The organism is Zunongwangia sp. HGR-M22, assembly GCF_027594425.1.
Lineage (GTDB): Bacteria > Bacteroidota > Bacteroidia > Flavobacteriales > Flavobacteriaceae > Zunongwangia.
Genome location: NZ_CP115159.1, coordinates 1,900,145 through 1,917,753 on the forward strand (window position 1 = coordinate 1,900,145; position 17,609 = coordinate 1,917,753).

At 31.7% G+C, this 17,609-nt stretch carries 14 protein-coding genes and 2 tRNA genes; 5 read left to right on the forward strand and 11 right to left on the reverse strand.

Going from position 1 to position 17,609, the window contains the following annotated elements; genetic code table 11:
* Nucleotides 1-25: 25 nt before the first annotated feature.
* The 4 genes from PBT91_RS08235 to PBT91_RS08250 all read right to left on the reverse strand — a co-directional run bounded on the left by PBT91_RS08235 (nucleotide 26) and on the right by PBT91_RS08250 (nucleotide 6,861).
* Nucleotides 26-3,655, reverse strand: coding sequence for a type IIG restriction enzyme/methyltransferase (locus PBT91_RS08235; RefSeq protein ID WP_270061303.1), 3,630 nt, complete (start codon nucleotides 3,653-3,655; stop codon nucleotides 26-28).
* A 219-nt stretch (nucleotides 3,656-3,874) separates the two neighbouring features.
* Nucleotides 3,875-5,062: a DUF3883 domain-containing protein gene (locus tag PBT91_RS08240; protein ID WP_270061304.1), complete on the reverse strand. Its 1,188-nt coding sequence runs from the start codon at nucleotides 5,060-5,062 to the stop codon at nucleotides 3,875-3,877.
* Nucleotides 5,063-5,234: 172 nt separating this feature from the next.
* A complete protein-coding gene (locus PBT91_RS08245) occupies nucleotides 5,235-6,392 on the reverse strand; it encodes a hypothetical protein (protein WP_270060804.1) in 1,158 nt (385 codons plus the stop codon).
* Between the two features lie 100 nt (nucleotides 6,393-6,492).
* Nucleotides 6,493-6,861, reverse strand: a complete 369-nt coding sequence (locus tag PBT91_RS08250; RefSeq protein WP_270061305.1) for a helix-turn-helix domain-containing protein — start codon at nucleotides 6,859-6,861, stop codon at nucleotides 6,493-6,495.
* A 157-nt stretch (nucleotides 6,862-7,018) separates the two neighbouring features.
* Between PBT91_RS08250 and PBT91_RS08255 the strand changes: the two genes are divergently transcribed.
* Genes PBT91_RS08255 through PBT91_RS08265 form a run of 3 tightly spaced genes read left to right on the forward strand, consistent with a single transcriptional unit; the run spans nucleotide 7,019 to nucleotide 8,592 of the window.
* On the forward strand, nucleotides 7,019-7,882 hold the full coding sequence (locus PBT91_RS08255) for a hypothetical protein (RefSeq protein ID WP_270061306.1): 864 nt from the start codon (nucleotides 7,019-7,021) through the stop codon (nucleotides 7,880-7,882).
* Nucleotides 7,863-8,288 carry a hypothetical protein gene (locus PBT91_RS08260; protein WP_270061307.1) on the forward strand — a complete coding sequence of 142 codons (426 nt, stop codon included), beginning with the start codon at nucleotides 7,863-7,865 and terminating at the stop codon, nucleotides 8,286-8,288. Before PBT91_RS08255 ends, PBT91_RS08260 begins: the two co-directional genes overlap by 20 nt.
* The gene (locus PBT91_RS08265) at nucleotides 8,257-8,592 is read left to right on the forward strand and encodes a hypothetical protein (RefSeq protein WP_270061308.1); all 336 of its coding nucleotides are present in this window, start codon (nucleotides 8,257-8,259) and stop codon (nucleotides 8,590-8,592) included. Before PBT91_RS08260 ends, PBT91_RS08265 begins: the two co-directional genes overlap by 32 nt.
* Nucleotides 8,593-8,915: 323 nt before the next feature.
* Here the strand turns inward: PBT91_RS08265 and PBT91_RS08270 are convergent, their stop codons facing one another.
* Nucleotides 8,916-9,473 (reverse strand): outer membrane beta-barrel protein, encoded by a 558-nt coding sequence (locus tag PBT91_RS08270; RefSeq protein WP_270061309.1) that lies wholly within the window; start codon nucleotides 9,471-9,473, stop codon nucleotides 8,916-8,918.
* 1,077 nt (nucleotides 9,474-10,550) lie between these two features.
* Between PBT91_RS08270 and PBT91_RS08275 the strand changes: the two genes are divergently transcribed.
* The gene (locus PBT91_RS08275; RefSeq protein ID WP_270061310.1) at nucleotides 10,551-10,745 is read left to right on the forward strand and encodes a hypothetical protein; all 195 of its coding nucleotides are present in this window, start codon (nucleotides 10,551-10,553) and stop codon (nucleotides 10,743-10,745) included.
* A 391-nt stretch (nucleotides 10,746-11,136) separates the two neighbouring features.
* Here PBT91_RS08275 and PBT91_RS08280 read toward each other — a convergent pair whose 3' ends face one another.
* Complete coding sequence (locus PBT91_RS08280; RefSeq protein ID WP_270061311.1) at nucleotides 11,137-12,000, reverse strand: sigma-70 family RNA polymerase sigma factor; 864 nt, start codon at nucleotides 11,998-12,000, stop codon at nucleotides 11,137-11,139.
* Nucleotides 12,001-12,774: 774 nt separating this feature from the next.
* Nucleotides 12,775-13,713, reverse strand: a complete 939-nt coding sequence (locus PBT91_RS08285) for a fatty acid desaturase family protein (protein ID WP_270061312.1) — start codon at nucleotides 13,711-13,713, stop codon at nucleotides 12,775-12,777.
* 408 nt (nucleotides 13,714-14,121) lie between these two features.
* Here PBT91_RS08285 and PBT91_RS08290 point away from each other — a divergent pair, with 408 nt between their 5' ends.
* Nucleotides 14,122-14,484: a hypothetical protein gene (locus PBT91_RS08290; RefSeq protein ID WP_270061313.1), complete on the forward strand. Its 363-nt coding sequence runs from the start codon at nucleotides 14,122-14,124 to the stop codon at nucleotides 14,482-14,484.
* A gap of 43 nt (nucleotides 14,485-14,527) precedes the next feature.
* Here the strand turns inward: PBT91_RS08290 and PBT91_RS08295 are convergent, their stop codons facing one another.
* From PBT91_RS08295 to PBT91_RS08310, 4 genes are all read right to left on the reverse strand, one after another.
* On the reverse strand, nucleotides 14,528-15,787 hold the full coding sequence (locus tag PBT91_RS08295; protein WP_270061314.1) for a site-specific integrase: 1,260 nt from the start codon (nucleotides 15,785-15,787) through the stop codon (nucleotides 14,528-14,530).
* A 216-nt stretch (nucleotides 15,788-16,003) separates the two neighbouring features.
* Nucleotides 16,004-16,078 (reverse strand) — tRNA-Pro (locus PBT91_RS08300).
* A gap of 35 nt (nucleotides 16,079-16,113) precedes the next feature.
* Nucleotides 16,114-16,196 (reverse strand) — tRNA-Ser (locus tag PBT91_RS08305).
* Nucleotides 16,197-16,356: 160 nt separating this feature from the next.
* On the reverse strand, nucleotides 16,357-17,589 hold the full coding sequence (locus PBT91_RS08310; protein WP_270061315.1) for an NAD(P)/FAD-dependent oxidoreductase: 1,233 nt from the start codon (nucleotides 17,587-17,589) through the stop codon (nucleotides 16,357-16,359).
* Between the last annotated feature and the right edge of the window lie 20 nt (nucleotides 17,590-17,609).

Here is a 17,609-nt window from a genome sequence, read left to right on the forward strand (position 1 = left end):
CAAGCATTTCAGTTTTAAGGGAAGCTTACACGTTAGATTCTTCAATATTATCTATTTCTTTATCTGTAAGTTTATATATTTTGTAAATGATATTATCAATTTGACTTATCAATGAATCATTTACATTTTTAATATTCGAATTTATCAAAGCATGTACTAGTGCTACTAATTCTTTAGATTCTAGTAGTTCCTTAGCAAGAGGCAATTTAAGGACGTGAATTATTTTAGTTTCCACAAATGTATTTCCTAATGATGGTGCGATTACTTTCCTAATATAATAATTGGCAAATTTTGAGTTCAATAAACCAAGGACAGGAATTAAATTATCAAAACTATTAAAGTTATAATCCTTAAATTGAATTGAAAAAAAATTATTTGAAGCGTAGTTTGTATTATCAATAAATGCTTTGAACGGATTACCTGTTCTAGTCAAATATATTTTTGGCTGGTTAAAAATACGTTCATCTCTTAATGAAGCATACTCATTTTTACTTTTATCAATAATCTCTTTACGATAATCTACATACCAACCAAATCTTTTTGAAATATAATTTTCAATTTGATCACCATTTCGTCCTCCAAGAAACATTGGTTTTTCTTTACCTGTGATTTGTTCTTTAATAAAAAGTTTCTCTCTTATATTACCTGAGTGTATACCTTCATGACATTGTAGGTAATCGTCCAAAATATCAAGGCTTCTTAATTTGTTAAGAAGCCCAATGTCTATCGAATTTAAAAGAATATTGTATGTATTATCATATTCTTTAAGGATAAAATTATCCTTGTCTGCAGACCATCTTTTTTCGGTCACTGAAGAATTTTGATAGAATCTTGTAGAAATATCTGTCTTTTCGGAATCTTCAAGTTGATCTAAAAATAATGTACAAACATCATGTTCAACATCTGCAAATGGTCTAATATCGTCAGGTATTGCTGTGTTTTGATACCAAGATAAGTTGTAGAGGTGATTAGAACACAAATCTCTAGTTTTTGAAAAGTCTTTTACGAGAATACTATCTGGAAGAATTTGGGTAATTAAATAATTACAAATATTTAAAGATAATCCAATGAAATATGCGAAAGTGTTAGGTGTAGAGCTATCAATATTTTGGTATCTAACCTTTAAGAAAGCTTTTTGCTCTTTTGTCAAAGAAGCACCCCAAGGTGGATTCCCGATTATAGTATCAAAACCTACAAAATCTCCATTATCATCTAAAACTTCTGGAAATTCAAAACGCCACTCAAATGCATCCTCATAAATTTTATTCATCTCTATACTGTCGCGTTGAGATTCAAGTTTTTTTAAAGTTTTAGTAGCTTTTTCTAAATCTTTAAACATTTTTTTGGGGATTTTCTCACCCCATTGTTTTCGAGTATTGATTTCTGTAGCTAATTTATCTACTTTACCACGAGCTCTAGATAACTTTCCTTTAAACGGTGTATCAATATTGGTTTCAAAATCATTCTTGATGTCACTTATTAACCTTTCCATTTCTCGCTTTTGTTCTTTGCTTTGGGCATTGCGATATGTGTCAACTGCAATTTTATAACTATCAATAGTCCACTTACTACTTTTTAGTGCCTTTTTAAGGTCAGCATCTAATTCAAACCTGCTTATTAGTGAATTACCACATTTAATATTTATGTCAATGTTAGGCAGAGTTTCTAGCTCACTTTCGTTTTTGTAATAAGCATTTTTCAGTAACTCAACCCAAAGTCGTAATCGACAAATTTTGACTGAATTTGGATTAATGTCTACTCCAAATAAGCAGTTTTCAATAATGGTTTGCTTTTCGTGGAAAAGTGCTTCTTGTATGCGTTGACTTTCTTTGGTATTGGGATTGTATTGAAAAAAATCTCCATCTTCATCCGTTATCATAAGTTCATCATTAACAACTTCAAATTGGTATTCTTTTAGTCTTTTACCATCTCTATCTTGTAAAACTTTAAGATCGTTTTTAACAGCAATCATTTCATTAAGTGCAGAAACTAGAAAATGACCTGAACCAACTGCTGGGTCGCAAATTTTTAAACTATTAATAATGTTGTTAGCTTCTTGTCTATCTTCAATTTTATCGTAAAGCGAATCAATGTCTTTACAGTTCCAATCTTTAGTTTCGTTGAATTTTTGGATAACCGCTTTTCTTATGGTTTCACGACACATATACATTGTGATAAAACCTGGTGTGAAAAACGAACCATCTTTATAACCATTTATTTTCTCGAAAATTAAACCAAGAACGGAAGCATTAATTAGGGTTTTATTGTCTTCTTGAATTTCTTCTTTTCCCTCACTACTAAAATCGTAAGCATTTAGAAATTCAAATAGATATTCAAGAGCATTTAAATTACCTGTTCGTTTTTTTCCACTCTCGTTTTTTAAAACGGTTGAAGAATAAATCGGAATTGTTTTATCATCTCGCAAATTGCTAATGAATAACGTTCTGTGTTCAATTCCTGTTGGTTCAAAAAGCGAACTATTTAAATAAGGGACTTTTGCAAAAAGCTCCATTACATCTTGGTTTCTTTCAGATTGTTGCTTCGCCAGAACTTGAAAGAAAAGACTGTTTAAATCATCATAATTTTTAATTTTATCAATACTTAAAAACTCATAGGTTTTGTCTCCTTTATGATAGGTTTTTAGTTGAGCTTCTAAAAGTTTAAGAAACAGAATTCGGTTAATCCAGGTTATACTCAATTCAAGCCCAACATTAAACAAACGCTCTTCTTGAGTTGTTCCAAAATGACTAGGATTATCAAGTCTGTTTATTTTGTCTAAACTATCAAGTTGTATTATGGCGTTTTCAAGAAACGAACCTGTGTTTCTTTCGCCTTTTTTGTTTCTTTCAATTAGTTTTTTACTTCCATCTTTGGTTTCTGAAAGTCCAATAATATGCAGTAATTCTCCGTAAAATCTTTTGTCAAGACTATTACTGTCATTTGCAAAGGGTAGTTTTAATAAATGCTCTGGTGAGAGTAATTTAAAAAGCGAAATAAGTTTGTTGTCGTCTTTTGGATTGTTGTTACGAAGTGGTTTTTCATATTCTCTTATGTCAAAAAAAGTGAAATCAATCTCTTGTTCTATATCCTTTATAAATGGCTCTGCAATTTCATCATAAAAGACATCTGTAGATTTCTTTCCAGATTCAAAATCTTGAAATTGTTTTACAAACTTTCTGTTTCGGGCAAATATTCTCTCGAATAAATGTTCATCGAAAACATACCATTCGTTGATGTTTGTTACAACTAGATGTTTTATGTCTAGGTTTCTATTTGTGATTCGTTCTCTTAAATAATAGAGCACTAATTCTTGAAATGCCTTAACATTGATTTTATTTTTAGATAGCATTTCAGATTTATTCGTAGGCTTTTTTGTCTCAATTAAAACTCCAACATTACTTTTCGCCTTGTCTCCATTGTGGATAACTAAATCTGTTTTTCCTTTAGTATTTATAAAATGATTTGGTTCGTAATAGGTTTTTTTAAAGAAGTCAATTACTAGGTTTTTATGAAATTCTTCTGATTCAACATCATTTGTTCGGTCGAGTAGTTGAATCAAATTTATCTTAAAACTTTCAATTTCCGTTCTGTTCGGTTTTATTTTTGAAAAGGCTTTGTTTATTGCCTTTTTTGGTTTCAGTATTTTAAATTCCATATAATTTAATATCTCTGTCAGTTTTAAAATTTAATTCTTTCCTCTCAATATAATTCGAGATGGCTTTAATAGCTTGTGTACAACTGTCTCGGCTATCGCAAGTCGCGGGAGTGGGAAAGCTGACTTTTCGGATTAAGTTTTCTATTGCTTGATTACTAAAATTACACTTTTTCCGCAATACCCATAATTCGCGATGAATCGCTGTTATTTGCTGGCTCTTTAACTCAATTTAATTCTATATTCGGTAGGATATGTGCAAATCATACTTAGATCACCTTTAATTATTTTTAAATCAGCTTTTTTCTTCTTTTCATCAAAATTGAATAATCTGTATAAATAATAATCATTTTGCTCAATTTTACTTTTTTCTAATTCATTTCTTGAAACAAAAAATGCAGATTCGAAAGATCCTCTTGTAGTTTTTACTTCGATGTAAATTTTTTTACCATTTTCATCAAAAGAAATAATGTCGAAGCCACTTCCATCCCCATTATTCTTGGCAAAGTAATCTACCTTTTTGGCTAAATCGTCTCTACCTAAGTCTTTTAATCTTTCTATTTCATAATTTACTATCCATGACTCACCCAAATCGCCAATTCTTTTATTTTCAATATTGTTCTCTATATGATTTGTAACTCTGGCTGTGAAGTCTGTTTTTGATTCTCTACTACCTAAATCTTTAGAATTTAAGTCTTCTATCAGTTCAATATTTTCCTTATCTGAAAATTGTTTATCTGGTTTGGTAAGATGTCTTGTAGCTGAATAAATAAAATCTTGTGTGAGAATATGATAGTTTTTATCGAAATAGCTTTGTTCATCAATACGTTCTTTATGTAGCTTTATTAATTTTTGATCTTCCGCCAAGAAACTTCTTGTGATTTCGCATAAATGGTTGTATTGAACTAAATTTTCGTATCTCCCTTGAATTGGAGTATATGGATAATCTATCAGTTTTGTATATTCTTGGAACATTGTGTATTTATAGAAATAATATCTCTCAGGAAATCTTAGTGTTAAATAGACCAAAACTGCTTTGTGACCTTGGTAATGGTTGTCACCTTCAAAATTTAAATCATTTAATTTCTTAAACTCTCCTCTAAATTTCTTTATCCTTGATATGTAATCTTTATCTTCATCAAAGAGATCAATCATCAAATTTCTGACCTCTTCTGGTGATTTTTCTGCATTCTGGATCAACATTCTTTTAGGAAATGAATTGCTGATATCTAAAAGATTTTTTGATAACCTCATTGCTTCATTTATCATTTCTGGAAAATCTTTAGCGTCAATATTCCAATTATCTTGAAAATGCTTTATTGCTTTCCATTTATAAATTTCTATTTGATTAATTTCATCAAATTTTTCTTTGTATTGAGTAATGAGGTTTTTAAGTATTTCTGTATTCATTTATTGAAAATTTTTTCAGAGCTTGCGGGTAACTGCTCCGGTTATCGCAAGTTGCGGGAGTAGGGACGAGAACTTGTCGGCTTAACCATTTTTGTTCTTGATTAATAAAATTATTACACTTTTTCTACAATACCCGTTATTTGCGATGAACCGATGTTACCTACAGTATGGATTACGATTTAATGTTGGTGGTACTTTTAAAATCATTATTTTCGTTGCTTAAACTGTTCAGAAATTCTTTCATTTCTTCTGTTAAGAGTAAAAATTCTTGTGCTTCCCAAAATGATTGATCGTAATCTTCTTTTAGATCAAAAATATCTTTGGTTAAATTGATATTGTTATCTATTTCAAAATTTTGAAAATTATCAAAAGTTAATAATTTGTAACTTACTGTATAAACTATTTTCTCTGCATCTTGAGGAACAACTTCTACCGTTGCCGACATACTAGCTTTATCTATAAAATATTTTTTTGCGTGTGGATCTTTTTTAAAAGTTATTTTTATATCATAATCAGTAGTTCTGTACTTAATATTTCTTTTTTCAGTGTAATCTGTATTCTGAGAATTTGAAATCTGTACTTCATTAAAAGCTTTATCCTCTAAATTCACTAAATAATATCCGTATGAATTTGCCTTTTTCGTACTATTTGGATAGAATTCAAGTTTTACCAATCTTGAATCATCATAAGGAATATACTTAAAATCATAAATTTCAGGACTCATATATATTGAAATGAAATTATTAAGAAGCTCTTCAAATGATGAAAGTGTAAAATTTATGTTTTTTTCTTTAATTCCTGCTTTTCTCAAGTTTTCAATTTCAATGAAATAGTTCTTTTTTGGCATTGGATTGCTCTTAGTAGAGAAAAGTGTCTTTCGTTCTATTCTTCCACTAAAATCTACTAATTTGATTATTTCATCATTTCGTTTTAGCACACTCCTCAAAAAGAACTTTTCTTTATAGGATTCTAAAGGATAATTTTCATCTAATTTTTTTAGTACAGATGTGAAAAGGTTAGAATCTGAATTAATTAGAACTTCATCAAGATTTTGAATTTTTTTGCTCAATAAAATCGTATCACTTTTTAGCATTTCAAAAGTTGTGAATATTGGATCATAACCTAAAACGCCTATTTTCAAAGAATCTCCTTTGGAAACGAATAAAAATTTTCCTTCTTCGTTGGTCGAAGTATAATCTTGATCATTGTAAATGTCCACGTATTCAATTGGCTTGTTTGTTTCTTGGTCAAGTACAATTCCCTCTAATCTATTTTGTGAAAATGATTGTTGGATAACTAAAAAGAATAGGAAGAAAAATTTTGCTTTCATCTTGTAGGTAACTTGTTTTATAAATAAAAAAAGTGTCGATTTGCCGGAGCATTATCCGGTTATCGACACTTTATTCAATTTATGAATATTTTCTTTTTCACTATTTCTTATCTAACAACTTCTCTAAATAAGCATTTTTCTCTTTTTCTGCTTCTAGAAGACGTTCATATAATTCAATCACCTTTTCAACGGGATTGAAATTATTCTGAATAGAATTATCATGAAAATTATTAATATTATTAAAGATCGTGTCTTCATTAAAATTCTCAATAGCTTCTTTACTTACTCCTAAAGCTTTCGCCACTCTTTCAAGCTTTTCATCTTCAATATGCTCACTTTGTTCTAAGCTAGAAACACTCTGTTGACTAATCCCTAATTCTGCGGCAAGAGCTTCCTGCTTCATTCCTCGAAGTTCTCTGATTCGGCTAATCTTTCTACCGATATGACTGTTTTTTGTTGCTGTGCTCATAATCTCAAAGATAAACATTCTTTTTAAAAGTTTCGCTCATCACTCTTTGCAGTAAAAAACAAGATATGCATTGTTTTTTACTCGTCATTTTGGTTCGCTACGTTAAGTTCTTTTTAAAACTTGAAGGCTCATTGACCATCTTAAACTTTTTTGATCTATGCTTACCAACTTGCATCCACCCAAAGTTATCGAATTTGCGTTAAGCCAAATTACGGAAATCCTCAAAAAGCATATCGAAATTATAAGTTTATACTATTTCGGTATGCAATCATCGGCACAGGGAATTCATAATCCCCTGAATAATGATGCTTCCAAGGAACACTATCATTTTTATTTGTTGCTTTTGAGCAAGCATATTAGCCCAAATGCCGTTGCCAACCTTTCAGATATTATCCGCCAGGAATCGGGCGGAAAATATACTATCAGCTTGTTGCTTTATATGCCAAAGCAACTTATAGCTGCTTCTGATCATAATAAATACTTCTTTTCTAAAATAATCCAATCAGGTGGTTTGGTTGAGGGTTCTCCTTTTGAATTAGCTCTTTTACAACTCAGCCAAATTCCTGAACTGGATACTAAGGGCATAACCAACTACACACGAGATCGAATAGCAATAGCAAAACATTGTCTAAACTTAAGTGCTAAGGGAGAAAGCGCTGAATTAATAAGCGCACATTTAATACGATTATCTTTTGAACAACTTTGCTTAGGCACTATTTATGCATTTCTGCATTACCATCCGCAACATCATCATCCCGTTTATCTTTTTAAACTCGTTCAATTTTGTCATGAAATACCTATCAATGTTTTTTCAGAAAACCTATTTGAACAGTCCCCACTAAAAAGCATCTTTTGCTTTCACCATACTGAACTTCGCTATCGAAATAGCTCATTATTTTCAGTAGCAGACCTTAACATGGCACATTCTTATTGCCAATGTCTTTTATATTATCTCTTACCAATTGTAAATCATCAATTACAAACTTTAAAAACAGCATCCCATGAAAACGAAAAAACTTGATCAACTAAAATTGATACAGCTAAAGAGAATTGGAACTACTGAGTATGGTTTAAAAAAGGAAGAAACCAAACGGCATACTTTTAGAAATGCCACCGTTCGCTTTGAAGATTATACCGATTACATCATGCGCATTACATCATTACTGGAAGTCTGTGTGCTAGCCTTAGATGGTGAAGGTGATTTTCATTCGAAAAACTTAAGCCACCAAAGTAAAACTTCCAGTGTTCAATTAGTGATAGAAATGGTCATTGAACTAATGCCCGATGGTGATATGTTTCAATTGGAACAAATTATAGCCATACTGGAAAACGACACGGACTACATTCATTTCCCCAAGAAACTCAAAAAAGAAATCCTTAAAAACCAAGAACGTTATGAAAAAAGAAAAACTCATGAAAAAGCTTAAAAGCTTTGAAGAAGAACATATAAGAAGGCTGACACCACATGCACATCTCAAAGATTATCAACGTATTTATTTTCCAGTAAAAAACCATCTTTATCTCATGTTTCTTATAGAAGACCTTATTAAAGTTAGTGTATTGGCGTTAGAGGGAATGGATAGTTGCTTTGAACGCCAAATTAAAGAACCTGAAAGAAGTATTTCAGATGTTTTAAGGCATGCTTTGGATTTAATCCCTATAGAGGAACAAGAATTTATTGATAAAACCTTGGAAGTATTAGATAAGCTAAATAATAATAACAAAATATAATCGAAAAGTTTTTACGGCACTTACAATAGTAAAAAACGGAGTCGAAAACATTAATAGTATTGCAATACTGAATAACCTGAAGTAATTACTAATAGCTTAGCCTTAATTGAAGATTGAGTAACAATTCAAGATGTGTGTCTGTGGACACAATCTTGGTTGCGCCCCATGGTTGCAACGAAAAAAAAAGAGATGTTTATGAGAAATTTTTATTTAGGTGTTTTCGAGTTTAGGCATAATTAAAAAAATCACCTTTCTTTCAATATTAAAAAAGAAAACGAGGAAGTAGATACTTCCTCGTTTTCTAAATATCATTCTAGATTTTTTTAGAATTTATACCCTAGTCCTATACTGAAAGCATTAAATTGAGAATCAACTTCGATACCCTCAGAATCAGCGGCATCTTTTACCTCCTTTGAGAACCTGTTAGTTAGTTCAAAACTGTACTTTGCTTCTACGAAAAAATTAGAAGTAATTTTGTAACCAGCCCCAAAAGCTAAATCTAGACCAAAAGTATTTAAAAGATCAATTTCTTCTAATGAAACGTTGTCTAGCAAAAAAGTACCTTGCGGTCCGGCTTGAAGATAAAAGCCCGAATCTTGGATGTAATATTGCGCGAGAACTGGAACGATTATGAAATTAACATCATCCGCATTTGCATAATTAACAGAAGGTTGTAAATGAAAATTATCTGATAATGTAAAATCAACCAATGCACCTAGATAAAATCCAGATGAATTCCCAGAAGAAGAAATATTGTCTAGAGAGTTAGAAGATTTCCCCTCCATATTAATATAGCTTCCTTGAACACCAAAATTAACTTCTTGGCCAAAAGAAACCATAGAAGTCAAAATTGCAACTACAATAAGTAATTTTTGAAGCATAAATAATTTATTAAAAGATTGTCTATCAAATTTAAATTAAAAAACAATTTGAAAGACAAATTCATAGAATAAATAAAGCATGGGGATATTAAATATTCATTGCTCACTTCTAAGTAAGTAGGGTATCATCACAAAAATTACGATAGTCTATCCAATTTTATAGGTTGGATTATTTATTTTCCATTTCTAAACATAGTTTATTTACTTTTTTTATCCAGAGCATTTGCCTTTTTAGTTGTATTGAAGCACTACTAAAGATCAAATGAAATAGACTTTAAGGTTATTTTATTTACTTCTTTTAGAGCCGTCACATTACCTTTTTGATATTAATTCTTCTACAGGATTTAGGATTAGGAAAAGGGCTATAAATAGGAAAGCGTAGCTGACCGGTTTATGCGCCCGCTAATGCTAAATCCTGTTTTTTAATTATCAAAAAGGTAAGGCTTTAAAATTTCAAAGTAAGCTTATAGCTATGAAATATTGATCGGTCAACTTACCAGATCGTTGCTAAAGCGAACGTGAGCCAAAAGCAAATGTTCCGATTCAATCCATTAGTATTTTGTTTGCTTTTGGCTTATGTTCAAGATCATTTTGACGAACCGTTTTGACTGTAGCGTAGTGAAAGGAAATATGGTGAGGATTGCTAGATTTAAACCTACAATTTCATTTTTTACTAATTTTTGCTGTAAATAATTGCCTGTTTATAGGGCTTCCCAGAGGTTTTGCTGCAAATTTAGTAAAAAACATTTTACGGTTAAATTACAAGTAATTGATAATCAGTAAAATAAATGCTTGTAACATCGCTCTGCGTGTTATCCTCTTGCTCTACAATTTCTTTTTTTGTTTTTGGATATTTCGTATTGACATTAAATTTCAAATCTATAAGTGGTTCAAAATTTTAAAAAAGCTATACATAAGATAGCTCTTAATGCATTCATCTTTTAGATAACTAATTTTAATAATTCAGTTTTAAATGATTTATATCGATAATTCAATGTACATTTCATAGTGCTAAGAAAATCTATCAAAGTCGCATATAGTACTTTAATAAACTCATTGTTTGTAATTAAATTAAGGATGAAAGAAAATGAATTTGGTCAGTTGGTTCCCTTTAATTTTCAAAAGGAAATTACCTATAGTTCTAATGCTATAATTAGACGAACTATAATTGATAAAGCATCTAGAATTGTTGAGTTAATGGCCTTTGACTATGGTAAAGTTTTAGCGGTTAAGTCAGCCAATACTCAACTTCATTTTTTGATTGAAGGTTAAGCAGAAATGGTTGTAGATGAAGTTTCTACATATCTTCAATCAGGTGATTCTATTATTGTCCCATCAGGCATTAATTATTCTTTAGAAGCCAATGAAAAATTCAAAATTGTAACTATAAATTTAACCTAAACTACATATGCTTTATAAAAAGCCTTTATATCAAACTACGGATCGCGTTTGTGCTAAAAAATTTCCTGAACAAGAACTAAGCATAAGAATTTATGCTTACAATATTTATTATTGTAAAATAAAAAATAACCCAGAAGCTAAAGAACTTATATATTTCGAAAATGAATTGACTTATTATCCTGTTTTAAACATATCGTGATTATAGCGTCATTGGGTTAGTACCAACTAAGGATTACTAAGAGTCAATATTAAAAATAATAGCTCAAAAAAAGTCTAGAAAAACGTTGGATGTTTTCGGAGAATTACGAAGTTTAAATATTCCCATTTCCTTAATTTGTCGAACGCGTTCTGAAGTTAAGCCTAGATATTTACTAACATCTTTTAAGCTTTTAGCTTCGCGTCCATTAAGACCATATAATAAAATGATAATTTCTTTTTCCCTGTGTTTTAGTACGTTCATCAATTGATTGATTTCCTTCGATACTGATTTGGTTAAAAGTTTTTGGTCAGGATCATCTGTCTCACTTTTAATAATATGTCCTAAAGTTAAATTGTCGCTATCTGTTGTTAGTGGTTTATCCAAGGAAAGGTATGTGGCATTACTTTTTGTTGCTTGTTCTATTTCTGCTAAAGGGAGTTGCAAAAATTCGGAGATTTCTTCGGAAGAAGCATCTCGCTGTAATAATTGCTGAAGTTCTGAATTTGCTTTTCTAATTTTATTAATTACAGCAATTTTATTTAGAGGTAATCTTACGACCCTTGCATTCTCAGAGATTGATTGTACAATTCCCTGACGTATCCACCAAACAGCATAAGAAATGAATTTAAATCCTCTTGTTTCGTCGAAGCGATTGGCTGCTTTGATAAGTCCCATATTTCCTTCAGCAATTAAATCTGATAAGCTTAAGCCCTGAAATTGGTATTGCTTAGCCACTGAAACTACAAACCTTAAATTCGATGTAATTAGTGTGTTCAAAGCCCTTTGATCGCCAGCTTTTATTTTTCGGGTAAGTTCAACTTCTTCTTCTCCTGTAATAAGTGCGATCGGATTAATATCTTTTAAATAAAAATTTAAACTTGGTTCATTTTTATTTGTTGTTTGTTTAATAATTTTTAATTGTCTCATATATCGTGTTTTGAAAGCATATTGATTCAGAGAATTACATTTTTCGTAATGCTCATCAAAAGGCTAGGTGTGTCGTATATATTCTAATAAATACATTCGAAATCTTGTTCCTAATTAATATCAGTTATGTAAGTTTTTCTACGCTCTTTCCTTTTTATATTTTCCTTAATTTGTAACGAATTTCCCATAGAATCATTTTTATGATATAAAGCATTTACTTAGAGTATTAATTATTAAGGCTAAGTTTAACATCAAAATTGCAAATAGTGATGAAGGTCATAGAAGACTTGGTGCTTTTGAAAAATATTATCAAAAAGGGGAAATCTTAAAAATAACTACCGCTAAGTGTAATTATAAAGTACAGGCATTTTTAATACACCTGTAAGGTAGGACATTCTGTAATGGGATCGGGTCTAGGATACTTTTATTTTACTAATTTTTTTGAGGATTAAGTATCATGTTTTGACAGTAAAACCTAAATAATAAAATCATATGAATTAGATTGATTGTTATTTTTTAAATGATCTACGTTAATTTATGCAAGAGAAATATCATATTTTTGCCTTACAGACTCTAATGTTTGACCTCTATGGCTTTACTATTTACAGAGGTGTTTGCAACTGTGATTGCAATTACCTGTTTTTTACTTATTTTTTTAATTTATGTATTTGGAGGATTTCCCTTCATTTTTAATGGAAGAAAGAATTACTGACAATAAAATAAAAAGCTCCTTAAATTTTAAGGAGCTTTTTATTTATAGCAGTTCTGCTATTATTAACCAAGATTTCTTAACATAGCGATATGATCTGCAATCGCTTCGGTAAAGGTAGATTTTTGATTATAAGGAATACCAAATTCAAGCGCCGTATTTTTTACAATCGGGCTAATATCACGATAATGAACGTGACATATATTGGGAAACAAATGATGTTCGATCTGATAGTTCAATCCACCTATTAACCAGGAAAATATCTTATTCTTTGGTGAAAAATTAGACGTAGTAAGCAATTGATGTACTAACCAATTATTATCAATTTCACCTTTATCATCCGTTAAGGGATAATCAACATTCGGCATAACATGTGCGACCTGAAAAACACAACTTATAACGAGCCCTGTAACCAAATGCATGGATATAAAGGCAAGAATAGTAAGCCATGGAGAAAATGGCAATACGATAATAGGTAAGACTATAGCGTAACTGTAATAAGCCAATTTCCAAAGAGTCAAATGAAATAGGCTCTTATAAAATTTACTTCGATTTTCGATCAATCCCATTTTTCGATACCTGGTTAATCTCACAAAATCTTTCGCGCTAATCCAGGCTAATGTTGAAATACTATAAAAAAACCATACATAAATAAATTGAAAACGGTGAATTTTATATTTCTTTTTATGGGGTGAAAATCGTAAAAAAAACGGCATATTTAAATCGTCATCAGCATCGTGGATGTTGGTATACGTATGGTGTAAAACATTGTGTTGCAAATGCCAGACTGTAGCATTTGCTCCAATAATATTCATAGAATAACCAAGGATTGTATTTAGTTTGGAATGTTTAGAATAAGATCCATGAATAGCATCGTGCATTACCCCCATACCTATTCCAGCCATACCAAAACCACTGGTAATATAAAGTAAGAATAACATCCAAGCAGATGTGACGATACCCGAACATAAAATAATTATAGGACCTAAAAACAATAAAAGCATTACTATCGTTTTTGTTACCATACTACGATTAGCATGGGTAGAAATCTCATTTTCTTTGAAATATTGACGAACTCTTTTTTGTAAAAGTTTTACGAAACGCCGGTCCAGTGAGCGTGAAAATTTAGGATGATGTTGCAAATTACAGCTTATTAAAGGTGATAGATAAAATGATAAATCAGGGAAGAATTATGGGTTGTTCCGGGAAGTTCTTGTTATCTTTAATCTTATTAACGCAATTATCCAGCCAAAATTATAATTATTACCATTTGATCGAAACAATTTTTACGCAATGGTAATTTAGTCTACAGCTCTAAGCAACGTTAAAATTAGATTTTCAGATTGCCAAAGCTTATTTGAGTAAGCGATTCTTTTAGTACATTAGTGAAAGATGAATTGAAAAAAAATCTGATGTTTGATCTTGGAAAACTCTATATCCCTACCATTCTTTCGTTTGATCCATCAAGCAAAACAATATCTTTTACACTACCTGAATTTTTTACTAAGGAACATTTTGAGTATGTCCAATACTCCCTAGAGCTTAATATTTTAGGCTCTGATGCTATTATTTATTATTATGGCGAAGATGATACTTATTTGTCTCAGGTGTTAGATTTGGATGAAGAGTATATTGCTGCTGGATCTTTAGAGTATGAAAGTTTCGGGTCAATACAAGAAAAAGCCTTAAAGCAATTAGAGCATTTTATGCTCGATCCAAAAACAGAATTACTTGACCTGTTTAATCAAAGCGAAGAAGAATTTCCTCTGGATTAAAAAAGGCTATTGAAACAATTCAATAGCCTATGAGTAGGGTATATTATTTTTCTTTTCGTCGCTTTGCTTTGTCTTCTTTTTTCTTTTCCATGAGTTCTTCCAGGTTATTTATATCGCTACTGATCTTATTTTCCATTACTCGTGCATAAATCTGAGTGGTCGATAATTTGGTATGTCCTAAAAGCTTGGATACGGTTTCAATAGGTACTCCATTAGATAAAGTAACTGTTGTAGCAAAAGTATGTCTTGCGGAATGAAAGGTAATATGTTTTCTAACCCCCGCGGCTTTCATCACTTCTTTGACGTAGCTATTCATCTTTTGATTGGATAAGACCGGAAATAAACATGTATCAATAAGGTCATATTGATGATCTTTATACTTTTTTAAAATGCTCGCTGCTTTGCTCAGTAGGGGAGCTTTTACAGGCTCATTGGTTTTTGCCCGTTTGGTATAAATCCAATCTTTACCGTCCATCCCTTTTACGATGTGATCGTTGGTGAGTTCTTTCAGTTCAGCATAGGTTAGTCCGGTATAACAGGAAAAAAGGAACATATCTTTCACCCGTTCCAAAGAACCACTTTTAAAATAAGTGTCTTCTACTAATTTTAATTCCCGTTCCGATAAGAACTGACGTTCATTCTTTTCAAACTTCATTTTATAATTCTGAAATGGATTTTTCTGTATCCATTCCAGTTTAATAGCAAGGTTGATCATCTTTTTAAACCGTTCCAAGTGTTTCATAACGCCATTGGTGGAACAGGTCTTTCTTTTTTTGCTCGGGGAATAGGTGCGCAGGAAATGTTCAAATTCCGTGATAAATCGGTAATTGATATGTTTTAAGTAGATATCATCTACTTTTCTTTTTTGCTTTAGAAATTCGATCAGGTATTTAGCAGTGGTAAAGTAGTTTTTTAACGTACCCCATTTTAACACCGATTGCATCTGTGAATTATGGTAGCCTACAATATCACTCAATTTTTTGTGATCTTCATCAAGTCCGCTGTAAGCAGTTTTAACGGCTTTGGCGCTAATTAGGTTGTCTTTTTCCAACAAACGCTTGTGCGTCTCTAATAATTGGTAATAAACCTGATCTAAGTAACGGTTCATTTGTTTGATGCGTTCACTTGATCCTCGCAGCCGTCCTTTGGAAGAGTCCCATTCATTCACTGAAGTTTTACGTTGGAGACTCATTTCGGCTGATTTACCGTTGACGGTAATACGGGCATAAATAGAAAGTTTCTCAGCATTTTTGCTGATCTTTCTTGTAAAGAATAATACGGAAAAGGTGGTAAACTCTGGCATAAGCTGGATTTTTAATGAAACAAACATGACTATAGACGAAAATCAAATCAGCCGTTATGCACTCTTAAGATAAGAAATAAATGAAGAAAAAGCATTCACCGAATCATTCACTGAACAGAACCATAACCTTTGGTTTTAGATGGTATGTCATAAAACAAAAAATCACCGAAAATGCTTGATTTTCAGTGATTTTACTAAAGTTTGACACTTAGTTCGTCGGGGTGGCAGGATTCGAACCTGCGGCCTCCTGCTCCCAAAGCAGGCGCGATAACCGGGCTACGCTACACCCCGAGTAATTTATGAATCGCGACTTGGACGCGATAGTGCGGAGAGACTGGGATTCGAACCCAGGCATCCAAAAAGGATGACAGCTTAGCAGGCTGCTGCATTACCACTCTGCCACCTCTCCGTTTTTTAAGAACTTCGCAAGTATTTTTGCGGTTGCAAATCTAAGCCATACTTACGAACCCTGCAAGAGTTTCAAAGGATTTTTGCTTTTAATTTTAGGAAATAAGTCGGCTTTTAAACTTAAGTTTCTTCATTTCAGTTATTTAAAATTTATAAAAAAATCAAATATTTTCAAGTTTTAGATAATTAGCGACGGTGGCTAATATTCTCTGATGTTTTTTTACAAAAGGATTTTCTAAATTCCATACGTAGCCTGCTAAAACTGCGCATATTTTTTCTTTAAAATCTGGATTAGGATTATGATGAAATATGATGTCCTGTAAATCACCATTGTACCAGGCTTTGACATAACTGGAAAATACATCTATCCCTTGTTTCATGTAGTCTTCGTACTCTGTTTGCCAGTCTACTTTTTCGCCGTTTAATTCTTTTAGAGCAAGCTTAGCCGCTTTTAACCCAGATTCGGTTGCGAAGCTTACTCCAGATGAAAAAACAGGATCCAAAAATTCTGCACTATTACCGGTTAATGCAAATTTAACACCATAAAGGCTAGTGACACTTTTTGCTATATGTTTGATTTGCTTAGGAGCAAATTCTACATTATAATTATCAAATCTGCCTTTGTAATGATTTAATTTAGAAAGCATTTCAGCAAACGCAATTTCAGGACCATTATCAAATTTTTTAAACCAATTGGTGGGCGCCACAAAGCCTAAACTTGTTTTTCCATTTGAAAAAGGAATGTACCAAAACCAAACTTCAGTTTCTAAAATTTCAAAAGTAATTAATTCACCTTCTTTCCCTTCTGGTCTATTGATCTCTTCAATGTGGGTGAAAACCGAAGAATGAGATTCTAATTTTGATGGTTTTTCCAAGTCTAACAAACCTGCTAGGACACGCCCAAAGCCACTACTATCAATAACAAACTTCGCTTCAATTTGTGTTTTATATCTGTTTTTATCCTGAATCGTAATAATAGGATTTTCATTACTAAAATCAGCTGCTATCACTTCAGTTTCAAAAGCGATATCAACACCTCTGGATAGTACTTCAGTAGCTAAAATGTTATCGAAATCGGCTCTTGGTACTTGCCAGGTCCAATCCCAACCTTTACCGAATTTCTGGCTAAAATCAAATTCTCCAATTTTCTCGTCTTTTATAAAACGCGCCCCGAATTTTTTCTGAAAACCAGCATTTTTCAGAACCTCTAACAAACCGGCTTCTTCAAAATTATCCATGCATCTGGGAATAAGACTTTCGCCAATGCTGAAACGAGGAAATAACTGCTTTTCTACAACTTTTACCTGGACACCATGCTGCTCAAGATACCCGGCAGAAACCATTCCTGATGGGCCCGCTCCAATAATTAAGATATCGATGAATTCTTTAGTCATTCGTCTAATTTAGATTTTAT